Origin of the sequence: Butyrivibrio sp., assembly GCF_017433805.1 — a bacterium.
In the GTDB taxonomy this organism is placed as follows: Bacteria; Bacillota; Clostridia; order Lachnospirales; family Lachnospiraceae; genus Butyrivibrio.
In genome coordinates this window covers 35855-52502 of the sequence record NZ_JAFRGN010000029.1, presented here as the reverse complement: position 1 = coordinate 52502, position 16648 = coordinate 35855, and the positions used below count along the sequence as shown (strand labels likewise).

The 16648-nt window shown below is 41.3% G+C and carries 15 protein-coding genes; 3 read left to right on the top strand and 12 right to left on the bottom strand.

Features of this window, described 5'->3' with window-relative positions; translation table 11 throughout:
• The 6 genes from IJI01_RS07745 to IJI01_RS07720 form a co-directional block, all read right to left on the bottom strand.
• Nucleotides 1-447, bottom strand: coding sequence for a chemotaxis protein CheW (locus IJI01_RS07745; protein ID WP_292188277.1), 447 nt, complete (start codon nucleotides 445-447; stop codon nucleotides 1-3).
• A 143-nt stretch (nucleotides 448-590) separates the two neighbouring features.
• On the bottom strand, nucleotides 591-2189 hold the full coding sequence (locus IJI01_RS07740; protein WP_292188275.1) for a putative ABC transporter permease subunit: 1599 nt from the start codon (nucleotides 2187-2189) through the stop codon (nucleotides 591-593).
• The gene (locus IJI01_RS07735; RefSeq protein WP_292188272.1) at nucleotides 2179-2895 is read right to left on the bottom strand and encodes an ABC transporter ATP-binding protein; all 717 of its coding nucleotides are present in this window, start codon (nucleotides 2893-2895) and stop codon (nucleotides 2179-2181) included. The genes IJI01_RS07740 and IJI01_RS07735 overlap by 11 nt, the downstream gene beginning before the upstream one ends.
• A 97-nt stretch (nucleotides 2896-2992) precedes the next feature.
• Nucleotides 2993-5296, bottom strand: a complete 2304-nt coding sequence (locus IJI01_RS07730) for a transglutaminase-like domain-containing protein (RefSeq protein WP_292188270.1) — start codon at nucleotides 5294-5296, stop codon at nucleotides 2993-2995.
• On the bottom strand, nucleotides 5223-6293 hold the full coding sequence (locus IJI01_RS07725) for a DUF58 domain-containing protein (protein ID WP_292188268.1): 1071 nt from the start codon (nucleotides 6291-6293) through the stop codon (nucleotides 5223-5225). The genes IJI01_RS07730 and IJI01_RS07725 overlap by 74 nt, the downstream gene beginning before the upstream one ends.
• The gene (locus IJI01_RS07720; RefSeq protein WP_292188265.1) at nucleotides 6290-7222 is read right to left on the bottom strand and encodes an AAA family ATPase; all 933 of its coding nucleotides are present in this window, start codon (nucleotides 7220-7222) and stop codon (nucleotides 6290-6292) included. The genes IJI01_RS07725 and IJI01_RS07720 overlap by 4 nt, the downstream gene beginning before the upstream one ends.
• Nucleotides 7223-7440: 218 nt before the next feature.
• On the opposite strand from IJI01_RS07720, the gene IJI01_RS07715 reads away from it, so the two are divergent.
• Nucleotides 7441-7830 (top strand): DUF4342 domain-containing protein, encoded by a 390-nt coding sequence (locus IJI01_RS07715; RefSeq protein WP_292188263.1) that lies wholly within the window; start codon nucleotides 7441-7443, stop codon nucleotides 7828-7830.
• Nucleotides 7831-7906: 76 nt separating this feature from the next.
• On the opposite strand, the gene IJI01_RS07710 is transcribed toward IJI01_RS07715, so the two are convergent.
• From IJI01_RS07710 to IJI01_RS07700, 3 genes are all read right to left on the bottom strand, one after another.
• A complete protein-coding gene (locus IJI01_RS07710; RefSeq protein WP_292188261.1) occupies nucleotides 7907-8911 on the bottom strand; it encodes an AAA family ATPase in 1005 nt (334 codons plus the stop codon).
• A 1-nt stretch (nucleotide 8912) separates the two neighbouring features.
• Nucleotides 8913-9623 carry a nicotinamide riboside transporter PnuC gene (pnuC, locus tag IJI01_RS07705; RefSeq protein WP_292188259.1) on the bottom strand — a complete coding sequence of 237 codons (711 nt, stop codon included), beginning with the start codon at nucleotides 9621-9623 and terminating at the stop codon, nucleotides 8913-8915.
• Between the two features lie 121 nt (nucleotides 9624-9744).
• Nucleotides 9745-9927: a hypothetical protein gene (locus tag IJI01_RS07700; protein ID WP_026662204.1), complete on the bottom strand. Its 183-nt coding sequence runs from the start codon at nucleotides 9925-9927 to the stop codon at nucleotides 9745-9747.
• A 147-nt stretch (nucleotides 9928-10074) separates the two neighbouring features.
• Between IJI01_RS07700 and IJI01_RS07695 the strand changes: the two genes are divergently transcribed.
• Entirely contained in the window at nucleotides 10075-10992 is a 918-nt protein-coding gene (locus tag IJI01_RS07695) for a magnesium transporter CorA family protein (RefSeq protein WP_026662205.1), read from the top strand.
• A gap of 49 nt (nucleotides 10993-11041) precedes the next feature.
• Here the strand turns inward: IJI01_RS07695 and IJI01_RS07690 are convergent, their stop codons facing one another.
• From IJI01_RS07690 to IJI01_RS07680, 3 genes are all read right to left on the bottom strand, one after another.
• A complete protein-coding gene (locus IJI01_RS07690) occupies nucleotides 11042-11551 on the bottom strand; it encodes a gamma carbonic anhydrase family protein (protein WP_292188250.1) in 510 nt (169 codons plus the stop codon).
• A 55-nt stretch (nucleotides 11552-11606) separates the two neighbouring features.
• Nucleotides 11607-14003 carry a ribonucleoside triphosphate reductase gene (locus IJI01_RS07685; RefSeq protein WP_292188248.1) on the bottom strand — a complete coding sequence of 799 codons (2397 nt, stop codon included), beginning with the start codon at nucleotides 14001-14003 and terminating at the stop codon, nucleotides 11607-11609.
• A 119-nt stretch (nucleotides 14004-14122) separates the two neighbouring features.
• The gene (locus tag IJI01_RS07680) at nucleotides 14123-14812 is read right to left on the bottom strand and encodes an anaerobic ribonucleoside-triphosphate reductase activating protein (protein WP_292188245.1); all 690 of its coding nucleotides are present in this window, start codon (nucleotides 14810-14812) and stop codon (nucleotides 14123-14125) included.
• Nucleotides 14813-14932: 120 nt separating this feature from the next.
• Between IJI01_RS07680 and pbp4b the strand changes: the two genes are divergently transcribed.
• Nucleotides 14933-16642: a penicillin binding protein PBP4B gene (gene pbp4b, locus IJI01_RS07675; RefSeq protein ID WP_292188243.1), complete on the top strand. Its 1710-nt coding sequence runs from the start codon at nucleotides 14933-14935 to the stop codon at nucleotides 16640-16642.
• Nucleotides 16643-16648: the final 6 nt, after the last annotated feature.

Sequence of the window (16648 nt, the reverse complement as noted above, 5' to 3'; positions counted from 1 at the left end):
TTAAGCTACCAATGAATCAAGATTAAGGATAAGAGCTACATCATCAGCATCTGGAAGAAGTGAAACACCTGTAAAAAACTCGTTATCGCTGAGAATTCCAAGTGATTTGCTCTCTATCTCTGCCTGTCCAAAAAGCTTGTCTACAACGATTCCTACGTTTGAATTATCCTTGGCGCAGACTACAACATTTATAGCAGCCTTATCTTCGCCTTTTTCTTCAAGTTCAAAAACCTTATCAAGATATACAAGAGGAATAACCTTTCCTCTGCAATCAATTACATCTTCACGATCAACAAGCCTTACATCAGCTGCCTGAACATTCTCTATTGCAAGTACAGATGAAAGAGGAATTGCTACTACCTCACTTTTTACGCCTACTATAAGAGCCTGTGCATTATTATTTACTTCACTGTCCTGATTAAGCACAGCTAACTGATTTGATACCATTTTGTTACCTCATTCCAATATCTTTTGAATAAAAATTAAAGACACAGTTTTTTAGTTTTATCACAAGAATATACATGAGGTCAACAAGTAATTTTCTTTTTATCGCACACTCTAAAAATGAAATAAATTTACGTACTATTTGCTCAGGTCTTTTTAGCCAGCGCCATTGCTCTCATATAGCTTACAGCTGTAAGTAATGAGGCAATTGCAATGAAGATAAGTGCCAACAGTGCATGATTTATGCGCATGCCAAGGAATACAACGCCTACCACAAGTCCCATAACTACGAACATATTAGGAAGCATATACAGTGCTACTGCTGGTCCCTGCTTGATAACTTCAACCTCGTTCTCCCAGTCCAGACGCATATGCTTGATACCACATGCACATCCCCATGCAGTAGAAAAGGCACAGAGCACAGAGCCAAGAATCAGGTACAATACAGTATTGATCACGGGCACTTTTGCAGAAAAGCATAAACACAGCACACCTAAACACATAAATGGAACTGTAAGATACATGTTAAATAGCATCTTGCCCTGATATATCTGTTCTTTCCTAATAGGAAGACTCTGTAAAATCCAATACTGCTTACCTTCAAGTGAAGGTGAACAGGTTGTAGAAGCCATCATTCCAACAAGGAAATAGATGATAAAAGGAATAGCTGGCTGAAGTACAGCAGAATCAAAAGGTGCATTCTGAGTTGTTACCTTGACTATACTATCGAACCCGAAAATCAGTGTAACAACACTAAGGATCACGGCTAGAAGCTCACCAATTGCCACATTTGTTATATATGTGGTTGAGCCTGTCATTCTCTTGAATTCCTTGTAAGCTATTGCAGTAACCACGCTATGTTTTTTCTGCGACGTCATCTTGTAGCTTTTGGATGCACTATGGGATTTAAGTGCAGAATTGATCTGCCTGTAGGATCTGCCAACAATATGGAATACTACTGAGAACAATAGCACCGTTACTCCTACTAAAAGAAGTGCATCGGATATGCTGCCATCTACAATTGCACCGGCAAACCATTTAGCAGGCAAATAAGTATTTGCAGCGTTCTCAATCGCCTCATAGGAGGCTTCCAATGTCTCCTCCACGTTACCATTTCTGAACATTGCTTCAAGAATGTATCTAAAAGAGAAGCAGAAAATGATGAACATGAAAGTAAACAATGTCTGGATAATGTTGTTCTTCTTAAATCCTACACTTGCTCTTGCAATAAGAAATCCAAAAAATGACGCGATAAGCATAGGAATTATAGGCACGAGCAATGATAAAATCAGCCACTCGATCAATACATAAACAGGAGCAAAAGCAAATATTTCATATCCTATCATCATGGCAATGGTAATGCTAAGATACCATGGCAAGCTCTTTATATACATGTACAAAAACTTACAACCTGCAACAGTCTTGGCTTCAAACGGAAGCGACATGAGCATGTCATATTCTTTAAAGTTGAAAAGATACCCATTAGTTTTAAAGAATGTAAAGAAAAATGCCAGCGCACTTATAGTAAGGACGCATATCATAGGAATCGCCTGAGTAAGCCCTATTGCGCCGTAGCCCAGAGTAGCAGCAAGGCTATAGCCCAGAATCATGGCATATATGATAAACATCCCGATGAAGGACCATACAATCTTGCGCTTTTTCTTTTTATCATCACAATGCTTGTAGGTATTTACCAAACTCGTTGATAATAATAATGTTTTGAGAAGTAAAATATTATTTTTCATTGTTATCTGTCTCCAGGAATGTTTCCTCTAATGAATGACCCTCTGTAAGTTCCTCCATAGTTCCTGATGCAATTATTTTTCCCTGTTTGATGATGGCCACTTTGTTACACAGTTTCTCTGCCACATCCAGTACATGAGTTGAGAAAAAGATGGCTGTTCCCTGATCGCACATTTCATGCATGATCTCTTTTAACACGAAGGTTGCCTTAGGATCTAAGCCTACAAATGGCTCATCCAGAACGAGAAGCTTAGGATTATGTATAAGCGCTGAAATAATAGCCACCTTCTGCTTCATTCCATGGGAATATGAGCTGATCTGATCGCCAAGAGCTGGTGTGATCTCAAAAAGATCTGCATATTTCTTGATACGCTCCTCCCTTTCCTCGGCACTTATATCAAAAACATCTGCTATGAAATTAAGATACTGGATACCTGTGAGATTCTCGTAAAGATCTGGATTGTCAGGAATATACGCAGTCACACGCTTACATTCCATCGGCTCATCCTTGACTGAATGTCCATCGATCAGGATCTCGCCCTCTGTGAAATCAAGGACTCCTACGACTGCTCGGATTGTTGTGGATTTACCTGCGCCGTTGTGGCCAATAAAACCAAAGATATCGCCACTTTCAACTGTAAGTGATACGTTGTCAGCAGCTTTTTTGCCTTCCCTGTAAGATTTGGAATAATTTTTAATCTCAAGCATTTCTTTATACCACCTTCCCATAATTGGTAAGTAAATCATATAGCGTTAATGTTTATACTAATATAGTATTCACTGATATTGCCGTGTTAAACACTGATTATGGCAAAATAGCCAGCTTTAATCTTCTTCCCTTTTGTAATTCTTCCCGAAGTGCTTTGGCCATTTCATTTTCATCCTGAGAAACCATCACATTATCGCCGTTTCCATAGATGCTCCTGTAATAGACGTCAAATACCGCTTTTACTGATGCTTGATACTCTGTTGGAGCTATTTCCACATAATCAGATAAAAGACCTCTCTCAATAAAATCTCCGGTATATTGCTGCCTTAGGAGCTTCTTGATAGACTCAACATCCATGGCGAGCTTCTTTTCCGGTGTTCCATGCCTGTATCGAAGGCTCCTTATGGCGATAGTTCCCAGTATCAAAAGAACTATCAATAAAACTACGCTGAGCGAAACTATAATTACTACGCTTAGAACCTGAGTTGTAGTTTGAGTGTTATCCTCTTCTTCCGGCTCAGTTTCCTCCACTTCGGGTATTTCAGGGATATATTCTTGTTCTTTTGAAACCGTTTTCTCAATTACAGTGTCTGCTTCTTTGGCTTTCCTATGCCATGTAAAGTCAGTTGCAGTCATATATGCGCTTGTTGGCTCAAAAGGAACCCATCCGATATTCTCAAAATAAGCCTCAGGCCATGCATGAGCACAATCACTTCCTACAATATAGGAATCCTGCTGTTCAAAGGGATATGCATATCTGTAGCCAACAGCCACCCTGGCTGGAATTCCAGCGAGCCTTAGCAGCATTACCATGGAAGAAGTATAGTGTACACAGTAGCCTTTTTCTGTTTCAAAAAGGAATCTGTCGGCTATATCAGCCATACCCTGGGCTGTGCTCATATCTGAATCCGGGTTATGACCTCCAACAGCATCAGTACTATAGGGATATTGCCTGAGATACCTCTCGATAATCCTGCATTTCTCATAGTTACTATTAATTCCGGATGTCAGCTCTTTTGACAGCTCTATCATCCTGTTAGTTGCACCTGAAGTATCGGTATAAGCCACTATATTCCTGGGCTCTGTCTCTAAGAATTCCTCATAATCCTGCTCACGAATAACTCTGCTCAGCTCAATCCCATAAAGCTCCCACATGTAGCTATCTGCCTCGGAGTATGACATCATAAGCGCGTTATCTTTTCCCTGCGCCTGCTCTATAAGGTCCTCAAAGTAGGGACTACCATAATCAATATCGAGGAAGGATGCATCAATAACATAGCCCTTCTTGTGCTTGGACTTACTGACGCCTCCATCCACTCTTTTACCGCCACTAGAGAGCATTATGGAGTTGTTTGGCACAATCTCATCCGCAGTATCCAGATATACATATTCAATATTTACTTTGGAAATTTGTGAGAAAAGAGCTGCCTTTTCCTTATCCACGCCCTGCTCATGCATGAAGTTTAGAAGGCTAACAAGGCTCTCATATTCGACACCTTTGCCGCCTGAAAGATAGATGTTTCTACGCATCTTCATATTGGCACCGGTTTCATCATCCTTGAAAACAAAGTATGGCTTTTCGCTGGTACGAAGGATCAGCTGGGTTTTGTCGGATTTGCTGACTCTTTCTCCATTTACGTTAAAGGAGCTGTAACCTGCAGAATATGAGCCATCCTGGAACATGAAAGACAGATAGTACGAAGCATTGTCAGCAACGTCCCTTACTCCAGAAACAAGCCTTTCTCCTACAGCTATTGCTTTCGACCAGTCGATAGGCTCATCTCCCATAGGAAGCGCAAAGACTAATACCGCGATAAGCGCAAAATAATAAAACGGGAAAGCTGCGCCACTTCTATCTCGCAGCAGCTTTTGAAGCGCCGATAAAACCAGTACACTTAAGTCTGCAAATAAGAGCTTATCTGTTATCAGATGACCTGAAAAGCCATTCCAACCAAGGCACAGATAAACTGCCCCTGCCGCCAGAATAATGCCAGTCCAGTCAATAAACGCTTCTTTATGCGCTGCAAAAGACAAAAACAGCCTTACAAGCGCTGCAATAATGACTGGAACTTCCATATGCGGCAATGTCTCTATATCTTTTAACAAAAAACTCAAGATTGCTGCCGGCAAAAGCAAGGCTAAAGCTGATGCCCTGCTACTTGCAAATAGTCTGAACACATATTCCAAAATACTAAACAGGAAAAAGAATCCAATTACAGCCAAAGAAAGGACGTCTCTATAATCGTCCGCGTTTTCCTCTTTTGCCAGAAAATAGATCTCTGCAAAGACCGAAAACAGGGCAAATGCAAATAAATGTAACCTGATTTCAGCCGCAAATAAGGTAGTAATCCTCTCCCGGCTCTGGATCTTCTCTGATGACAATCCATGTATCCTGCCCATACACGCTGTTCCTCACATCAAATACCATGCTCTGCAATTTCTTAAATTCCTCATCAGAGCTATAAAAAATGCTGTCTGCAACCACACTATAAAACTCTAAAAAACTCTCGTATGAATCAACTAAAGACTCCGAAATCTTCCCCGATGGATAAACGATTCTCACGGGAACGCCCTGTTCTCCAAAATGCCAGGCTGCAGACACAGCAAACTCCAGGAAAAAATCTCTCTTTTTGAGGAATTCAATGTCCTGATCACGCTCCGGAACATTCACTGCCTGCAGTAAAAGAGTTACTGTCCTCTTCTCCATTTTGTCTGGGATTCTGGAAATCAGCTCAGATAGTCTTGCTGAAAGCTTCCAATTTATAGAACTAAGAGAATCGCCTCTCTGATAGGGCCTGAAATCACTTCCCGGCGTATTCTCAGATAATCTAGGGCTCTTAAGACCTGTATTATTGAAGAGATTTTCGATATCCAGAACTCTGTCCGCCATATCTGTAATGCGTGGACTTACTATTGCCCTGAAGGAATATGGAATGTCAAGTGTTACCGTATAAATCCCGAAGGGATCTGCAAAAGCAACGTTCTCTATACCGACATTATAGGTTCCGGAATATCTACAATTGATCCCGGAAGACAGCTCTTTTTTCTCATGAATATCCAGAGAAAGCTCCTCACCGTTTCGAAGCTCATACAGCTCACATCTGTCTTCATATAGGAACAGCTTCATTCTGTGGACAGGAAGGAAGCCCTCATTGTCTATAGACACTCTGTACTTGTGCTCTTCGCCTTTGGTGAGTCTGTGAACCTCAATCTCCTGATAAATACGTAGAAAACTATTGTTAATGAAAATATAGATAATCGAAATAGGTATCAATAAAAGCACTACGTAGAGCCACGCAAAAGAGACCGGGCCTCCGTAAAAGCTGGCAAATACGAAGCTCCCAATCAGAACTATCACATATATAATGAATTTCAGTTTGTTAACTGTAACCTTCATGACACCTTCACTTGCTCAAGTATCTTTTTTACCAGGTCTTCTCTAGTAACTCTGCTGAGTCTGGCCTCTGTAGTAAGGACAAGTCTGTGTGGAATCGACAGTCTTGCAGCCTCCGCAATATCCTCTGGCACGCAGTAATCACGACCGTCCATATATGCAATAGCCTGGGCACACCTTAGCATTGCCAAAAGAGCTCTTGGGGAAGCTCCGCATGAAATCTCCGCTTTGGTCCTAGTAGCTTCCACAATGTTAACTGCATAGGCCCTCAGATTCTCATGAATAGTGACCTTCTGAGCCTCTTTCTGCATGGATATAACCTCTTCCCCAGACAAAACAGGCATCGTCTTATCGTGAAGGTCTCCTTCAAGGAATCTCCTAGCTATATCCTCTGAAGCCTCTGTGTCTGGATATCCAACAGAAAGCTTTATCATAAATCTGTCCAGCTGGGACTCTGGAAGCGGATATGTTCCACCCATTTCCGCCGGATTCTGAGTTCCTATCACCATAAATGGCTCAGGCACCTTGTATTCCTGGCTATCTATGGTCACTCTGTGCTCTTCCATTACTTCCAGAAGTGCTGACTGCGTCTTGGGCGAAGTTCGGTTTAGCTCATCCGCCAGAACTATGCTGTTCAGAACTGGTCCGGGAACTACCTGAAAGCTCTCCTTAGCAGGACTATATATAGAAAGGCCTGTGATATCTGCAGGAGTTGTATCAGGTGTACACTGGATTCTTGCAAAAGAAACAGAGATTGAGTCTGCTAGCGCCTTGGCAAGGGATGTTTTACCAACACCAGGAACGTCCTCTAATAGTACATGTCCTCCAGCTAATAGGCAGATGACCACCTTGCGGATAACATCATCTTTTCCTATAAGCCTTTTCTTCATATTTTCAGTTAATTCGGTGATTTTTTGATTTGTATTTCCCATAGAATCCCCCAATGAATAGAAACTTCATACTAATAACTATACTCTAAATCCATGCAAATAAGCAGAATATTTTGCATAATCCGCGAAATATTCTGCTAATTTTTTCTACAATTTATATATATTCGGTATTGCGTTTGCTATAGAATAATATCATCAACAAACAGTTGATAACATATATAGAAAAAACATCTTGTTGATTGAGAAAGGAGATCAAAAGTATGGAAATTACATTACAGGCAGTAGAAAAGGTTATGGAGGAGACAGGTGTGGATTTTAAGGTTGCAAAAGAGGCCCTCGTCAAGACAGACGGAGACATCGATGCAGCAATAAAGCTCATTCAGCCATCATCTAAAGATATAGGCGATGATATCAAGGAGCTTATAGATAAGCTTAAGACTAAGGTTGAAGAAGGCAATGTTGATAGAATCCAGATCAAGAAAGGCGAAGAAGTAGTATTCAGCGTTCCAGTTAATGTTGGAATCGTTGGCGGAATCATCGGACTTGCAGCAGCTCCTTGGGCACTGATCGCTGGATCAGTTGCAGCATTCGGAATGGGATGCAAGCTCGAGGTTGTACACAAAGATGGTACAATCGATGGTATTAACTAATTAAAACGTAAAGACAGCCTCAATCCTGGCTCAGGGTTGGGGCTGTTTTCATGTTCACTGTACTATATTCGATTGGTTATTCCTGTGAAGCCAGCATCTTATCTACCAGTTCCACACACTTGTTGAATTTAGTGAGGTAATCACCTTCTATGTACTCAAATTTCTTACCATGAGATTCATAGATATCTGCTATCATCTTGCGATATTTATCGCGATTGTCCCTTATCTCAGTGCTCCTGTCTCCATCCTGAACCCATTTAACATCAGGTGCCAGGAAAAGAACCAGATCATAACTGTTAAGGGCATCAATAGCGTCAGAAAGCTTGATGTTCTCTTCGTTACCACCAAGGAATTTTAGGAAAAACTGAGTTATAAGACAGTCCGTGTCGCAGAAAAGAATTCTGTTACTCTGCTCTACCGCCTTCATCTCATTGAGCTTCTGAGTGAGTAATATCTCAGTGAAATCCTCATCTAGCATCAGTGTGTCGGTGCCAGATTTCTCAGACAGATCTCTGCCAGCTTCCTCAATATAATTAGTATTGTAGTAATTGGCCAAATTCACGGTCATTACAGATTTACCAGAGCTCTCTACGCCTATCAGTAACACCTTTTTGACATAGTAAGGTCTTACAAAGGTTGGAAGCCAGTCCCAGTGGCCATAAAGATCCTTGCGAATAGCCGTTGAGCTGATATCATTGCGCTCAAATACGTAGAATTCGCTATCTGGGTAATTTACGTTCCAAAAGCTCTCTGCATCGTAGTCAGATCCACAGAATACTACATCTATTGGCTCTCCGATATGTTTTTTAACATATTCAGAATCAGCCTTAGACGCTTCCAGAGTGTATTCCTGCTTGGTTTCGCAATCATCTGATATTGTAAAAATCTCGACGTTTCCTATATGTTTAGTAGCCTGATATAGCCATCTGTAACGGACTCTGTAATCCACTTCGTCCCTGTTATTTCCTATGCTGAGCACGACATAGAGCTTCTCGCACATGCAAGCAGCCTTGATGATGCACTCCAGATGCCCATTATGCATAGGATTAAAGGTTCCGCCATACATACCAATCTTGTACATATTATGCCTCTTTTGTTGTCGCATTAACTCTGGTATCTGAAATCCATTTTACCAGCATTATTATGGCATTTATGAGATAAATGCTCCACATAAGAACTGTTGCCATGTCTCCTGTGCCAGTAGCAAAGGCGTAAACCCACATGATTACTGTAACAACATCAACTACTACCCAGAGAACCCACTGCTCCATGTATCTCTTAACACAAAGGATCTGAGCAAATATTGAAAATACTGTGCTCATAGCATCAACAAATGGAAGTGTGCCATTCATCATCTTAAGTACATATCCGTATGCTACAGTTCCAACTGCAACAAGAAGATAAGCGATAAGACTGCCCTTAAGAGTCATTCTCTTTTTGACTACCTCTTCTGTCTCACTGTTCATGTTCTTGGACCACATATAGAGTCCCACAAAGTTCATAGGAACGTAGTACAAAAGATTGAGCATTACTTCGCCCCAGTATCTCGCTCTCCAGGCTACGATCGCATAAAGAATCGTATTGATAGTTCCAAACCAAAAGCTTGAAAGCTTACCTTTTCCAGTTAAAATAACGCACCAGATACCTGTAACAGCCGCCAGAATTCCAATAAGAGAATCCTTCCAATAGATTGAAAGTCCCAGAATTACTGCCGTTGCCAGAACAATCCAGGCAACTTCCCACTTTTTCCAGCCAGCAACCTCTTTTCTAATTGCCTCTTTTACCTTTTCCATACCAAATCTCACTCCATTAAAACATGTAATAATTTCTGCCGATAACCGCAGAACATTGCTATTATAACAAATAACAACTCATATAGAAATAAAGTGGCATGGTATGCTTAGAAAAAGATTTTTAGCCGGCGAAAGTATTGATTTCCTTACAGAAAGGGCATTTTGCTTCGGAAACATCTACATTGATGCGAATTATCTTTTTACAGTGAGTGCATGCAACCTTCATAAACTGAATCTTACGAGCGCCACCTGTAACAGTCTCAAGTTCGCTGTCCAAGAGCACCTTTTTAGCCTCTAAACTCATGATTTTATCTCCCTTCTTAAATACTTTCCTCATAAAAACACTATTATTTAATTATACGAACCATAAATATTTATGGCAAATAAGCGCAGATATCCTTGTATCCGTGTTATTATGTCATTGTAAGTATTGATTGGTAGGAGGTTTCACATGTTTTTTCTTATAAAAAACGCCCTGGAGGAATGTAGTGCAGAACAGTGCCACGACGCAGCTGAGCCATATGTAGCAGTACTTACTCCCGCTCAGTGGGCAGCACAAAATGAGAATTTTGACATGGGTATGGATTTTGACCTAAACGGTGAAGAAATATATACCACCAAGGCTGAGGTTAACTACGATTCATTAACCGGTACTTTTTTTATTCCTACACAGTCATCGCATTCTACAGAGCCACAGAAGTTTTCTTTTGTTTTGGATGAAACAGGAATTGTCTTCATCGACGAAGGAGATGAAGCTTTGAGGCTTGTTAAAAGGATTCAGCACTATAAGAAATGGAAAAAGCCATGTCTTGAGCGCTTTTTATACGATTTCCTGGAACTTATCATTCATAACGATCTCAGAATCATGCAGAAATACGAGCTTGAACTCGATAGTCTGGAAAAAGAGATAATGTCAAACGCAGAGACAGCCCACATGGAGCGCAACAACGATATCCGAGGCGATATAAGAGATCTGCGTATACACTACGAACAGCTCCTTGACCTGGGCCAGGAACTAGAAGAAAACGAAAATGGCTTCTTCAAGGAAGAAAACCTTAGATATTTCCACATGTTCTCAAGCCGTGTAGACAGGCTTTACAACTCCGCCACACACCTTCGAGACTATACCATCCAGCTTAACGACCTTTATCAGTCACAGCTTGATGTACGTCAGAACAGAATTATGACTGTCCTGACCGTGGTTACAACGATCTTCATGCCTCTGACTTTAATAGTTGGCTGGTATGGCATGAACTTTAAGTACATGCCAGAGCTTGAATCCCGTCTGGGATACCCCATTGTTATCGTTCTGAGTTTATTCATCGTTGTGGGAAGCCTGATATTCTTTAAGATTAAAAAGATATTGTGATAAAACCAAAAACAGCTATCCAGTTGATTTACCGGATAGCTGCTTATTTTTATAGAGGCATTGCCTTGCGACGTCTAAGCCCCATCTTGGCTTCAGTTGCATGCTGAACATAAATATCAGCATTTTCCATGATTCTAAGCTTGTCCTGATTTTCTACTGGTCTGATAACCTTAGCTGGATTACCATAAGCTATCATTCCGTCTGGAATTACGGTATTCTCTGTGACGAGTGCTCCAGCTCCAACAATACAGTTGTTGCCTACCTGAGCACCATTCATAATGATTGCTCCCATTCCTACAAGAACGTTATTTCCTACAGTACATCCATGCACTACAGCACTATGGCCTATAGTTACATTATCGCCAACAGTCAGCTTATATTCCTTGTCTACATGAAGAACTGCCAGATCCTGAATATTAGTACGCTTTCCAATCTGAATTTCCTTGGAATCGCCTCTTATTACAGCGTTATACCATACTCCGCTGTCACTACCTATGGATACATCACCAACAACCTGTGCTCCTGGTGCTATAAAAACGCTTTTGTCTATGTTTCTCATACCGGTTCTCTCCCCATTAATGAGCCAGATCTTACGATCTGGCTCTGAATTAGTCTTATGAAATTCTCTCTCCAAGCCATCCATTGATGTCTGATACGCCATTAAGCTTCTGGAAGCCTTCTTCATTCTGTACAATAAGTGTTGGCGCCTGCATTACATTGTACTTCTCAACAAGCTCTGGATTCTCATCTGCATCAAGAACCTTGTAATTAACTCCAGCCTTATCAAGCATCATTCCTGCAATCTTGCAGTTAGGACAGGTCTGAGTCTTGAACAGCATTATCGCATCATCTACATTGAATGCATTGCTGTTGGCATCCTTATTGGATTTCTTGACAGCAGCCTCTACAAAACTTGGATTCTTGGCGCTTCTCTTAAGAGTTGAATGGCCAATGTCGTAAACTTTTCTATCCTTGTATTCCTGAGCCTTACCATCATTCCAGTTAGCTACAGGACGATAATAGCCAGTAATTCGGCTGTATACTTCTGTCTTTTCACCGCAGTGAGGACAAACAGCCTGTTCTCCTACAAGATATCCATGGTTCTTACATACTGAGTATGTAGGAGACATTGTGTAGTATGGAAGCTTGTAATTCTCAGCAATCTTGCGAACAAGACTTGCTGCAGCCTGCCAATCAGGAAGCTTTTCTCCAAGGAACGCATGGAATACAGTTCCTGAAGTATAAAGAGTCTGAAGCTCATCCTGAATATCAAGAGCAGAGAAGATATCCTCTGTATAGCCTACTGGCAGGTGTGATGAATTGGTGTAATATGGTGTACCATTCATATTCGCTGTAACAATATCAGGATACTGAGCCTTATCATGCTTAGCAAAACGATATGTTGTAGACTCTGCAGGAGTAGCCTCAAGGTTATAAAGGTCTCCATATTTCTCCTGATAATCAGAAAGTCTGTCTCTCATATGAGTAAGAACTTCCTTGGTAAATTCCTGAGTACGCTCATCAGTCATATCAGCCTTTATCCAGTTGGCATTAAGACCAACTTCATTCATACCGATAAGGCCGATTGTTGAGAAGTGATTAGCAAATGTTCCAAGATATCTCTTGGTGTATGGGTAAAGCCCCTGATCAAGAAGCTTGGTTATAACTGTTCTCTTAGTCTTGAGTGAACGAGCTGCAATATCCATCAAATGATCAAGTCTCTTGTAGAAATCAGCTTCATCCTTAGCAAGATAAGCAATTCTAGGCATATTGATAGTAACTACGCCGATAGAACCTGTTGACTCTCCTGATCCGAAGAAGCCACCGGATTTCTTACGGAGTTCTCTAAGGTCCAGACGAAGTCTGCAGCACATAGAGCGCACATCACTTGGCTCCATGTCAGAATTAATATAGTTAGAAAAATATGGTGTGCCATATTTAGCAGTCATTTCAAACAGGAGCTTATTGTTCTCTGTCTCGCTCCAATCAAAATCATTTGTTATTGAATAAGTAGGGATAGGATACTGGAATCCACGTCCGTTGGCATCTCCCTCGATCATGATCTCGATAAATGCCTTGTTGACCATATCCATCTCATGCTGACATTCGCCATAAGTGAAATCAAGCTCCTTGCCACCAACAATAGTATTGAGATTCTTGAGGTCATTAGGAACTGTCCAATCCAATGTGATATTGGAGAATGGTGCCTGTGTTCCCCATCTGCTAGGAGTATTAACGCCATAAACAAATGACTGAATACACTGTTTAACCTCTGCCTGAGACAGATTGTCCACCTTAACAAAAGGCGCAAGATATGTATCAAAGGATGAAAAAGCCTGTGCTCCAGCCCATTCATTCTGCATAATTCCGAGGAAATTAACCATCTGATTGCAAAGAGTTGAAAGATGGCATGCAGGTGAAGATGTGATCTTACCTGGAACTCCGCCAAGTCCCTCCTGAATCAGCTGCTTAAGACTCCAACCGGCGCAATAGCCGCTGAGCATAGCAAGGTCATGGATATGGATAGCTGCGCTTCTATGAGCAGATGCTATCTCATCGTCATAAACCTCTGAAAGCCAGTAATTAGCTGTAATCGCACCAGAATTGGACAGGATAAGTCCACCGATAGAATATGTAACCGTAGAGTTTTCTTTGACTCTCCAGTCGTTGATCTTAAGATAATCGTTAACGATATCCTTATAGTTAACAAGGGCAGAGTTAACGTTACGAACCTTCTCACGCTGCTTACGATAAAGAATATAAGCCTTGGCAACATCAGTATATCCCGCTTCTGACAGCACCTTCTCAACGCTGTCCTGAATCTCTTCTACAGTGATCTTGCCGTCTACTACCTTGCTCTCAAAGTCAGAAGCGACTCTAAGGGCAATAAGATCTATAACACTTGAATGATAGTCCTTCTCAAGTGCCTCAAAAGCCTTGGTTATAGCTGCTGAAATCTTGGAAATGTTAAAATCTGCGATCTTGCCATCGCGCTTTACAACCTGATACATAAGAACCCCCTATAAAGAAATACATAAGAAAATTAACTATGATAAAGATAACATTAATACAGATTTACGTCAACATATAGATATGGTCTAAAAACCGACCACAATATATTGTGGTTTGATCAAACTCCCCTTATCTCCGCGGTTGGAACATATCTCCTAACTATATTAATGTATTTTTCTATAGTTTCACGGCTCGGTGCCTCCAAAGAACAGTCTGGTACTGTATCTCTGGCAACATACTGCTGTAAAAAATATTTTGAAGTTCCGCAGATCCATTTGCCAATTTCCTCAAAATCAGCTTCATCATGGAACTGCTCCACTACTGTAGTCCTAAATTCGTAGTCTATCCTGCCCTCCAGCAAAAGAGATACCGTCTGGCCAATGCGCTCTAAATCCACTTTATCAAGGCCTGCTGTCATAGCATACTTGGCTGGTGAATTCTTGATGTCCATGGCTACATAGTCTACAAGACCTGCATCCATGAGCTCTTTTACCATGTCAGGATTACCACCATTAGTGTCGAGTTTGACCTTATAGCCCATTTCCTTGATCTTTCTGATGAAATCGGGAAGATTCGGGCGAAGACAGGGTTCACCACCAGTTACACAAACACCATCCAAAATACCCCTTCTCTTGGACAGAAAATCAAATAATTCGTCCTCTTCCATTACAGGCTCAGCGCTTCCATCCACAAGCTCGTAATTATGGCAGAATCTGCACCTGAAATCACACCCGCCAAGAAAAACCGTGCATGCTACATGCCCCGGATAATCAAGTAATGTCATTTTCTGAAGACCATGAATTTTCATAGTAAACTCCCGCTTTTAACATCAATACTCAAAAGCACCATGTACAATCATACCACTATTGATGCCATTTTAGTGCTATCATTATTGATAGAAATTTTGTTTATTCTTTGGGGGAATTTAATGGCTAAAAATCCACATTTTAACCGAATAATTGCCTGTCTATGCGTTATTTGCAGCATAGGATTTACTGTGGGGTGCGGAGCTGAAAGTGCCTCAGATGCTGCTATTTCAACTCTTAGCATAGAAATGATTTCAGATATAGAGACTGGTACAGATGACCTGGCGGTTTCAGAAAGCTCAACTGCTGACATAAATTCTGAAGAAGAACAAGACGATGCTTCTGCCGACGTAATTCTTTACGGAACTCTTGAAGAAGCCGGAATTCATCAGGAGTGCATTGATCTTATAGAAGATATAATAACAACAGATATTGAATATGGCTTTACAAGCGCACAGATATCAATAATTCGCGATGATAAACTTGTTTATGAAGGTGCTTTTGGAAACGTTAATTCCTATAATCAGGATGGTTCTCGTAAGACTGATTCTGCACCTGTAACTACCGATACTCTGTATGATCTAGCATCCGTCAGCAAGATGATAGGCGTTAACTATGCCCTTCAAAAGCTAGTTACAGATGGCGAGATCAGCATAAATGACAAGATTTCTGATTATCTGGGACAGGAATTTATTGATGATACTATCTTCATCGACTATGCAGATGGATCTCACGAGCCTTTGGAGACTATCAAAAATTGGAAAGGAGAGCTTACCATAGCTCATCTTCTCCGTCATCAGGGTGGCTTTCCACCAAGTCCCAAGTACCACAATCCTACGATCAATCCTGAGACCTTTGAATATGACCCAGAAATAGAGAATCCTCTTTTTTCCTCAGTATCTGCTGATGAAAACGCCAAAGAGGCCACAATTAAAGCCATATGCATGACTCCACTAATGTTTGAACCCGGCGCCAAGGTTCTTTATTCTGACGTTGATTACATGATCCTTGGCCTGATTGTAGAGGCCAAAACAGGAAAAGATCTTGATACCTACCTTAAAGAGACATTCTGCGAGCCTATGGGACTTACACACGTTACATATACGCCTCTTGATCATGGTTTCACCAAGGACGACTGCGCAGCTACTGAGCTTAACGGCAACACAAGAGATGGCTATTTAACCTTTGATGGCATTAGGACAGATACTGTTCAGGGAGAGGTTCACGACGAAATGGCCTATTACTGCATGGGCGGTGTTTCAGGACATGCCGGAATCTTTTCAAACGCAACAGATCTGGCCAAGCTCGGAACCCTGATGCTTGACGGAACCTACGGGGATCTGCAGTTCTTTTCACCGGAAGTAATTGCTGAATTTACAGCACCTAAGTCTGAAGATTACATGAATTGGGGCCTTGGCTGGTGGCGCCAGGGAGATATACAGAGAACCAGCTACTTTGGCACCAGATCCTCCACTCGAACCTTTGGGCATCAAGGCTGGACGGGAACACTTCTCATGATCGATCCGGACAAAAATCTGGTAATCGCTATCCTGACCAACAAGATAAACAGCCCTGTTACTAACATTGTCAAAAATCCAAATAAATTCAATGGAAACTGGTATACTACCGCAACTCTTGGATTTGTACCTGAAATTCTGTACATAGGAATGGACGAGAATATTGATGTAAATGCCGATCTCCAGATCTACCTTGAGGAGCTTACAGACAGCTGTGACAAAGCTATCAAATCCAGCATGCCTGAAGATCATCCGGCAAGATTAAATGCAGAAAGTAAACACGCCCTGCTGGCCAGAAGCCAACGGGGCGGTTGATAGGAT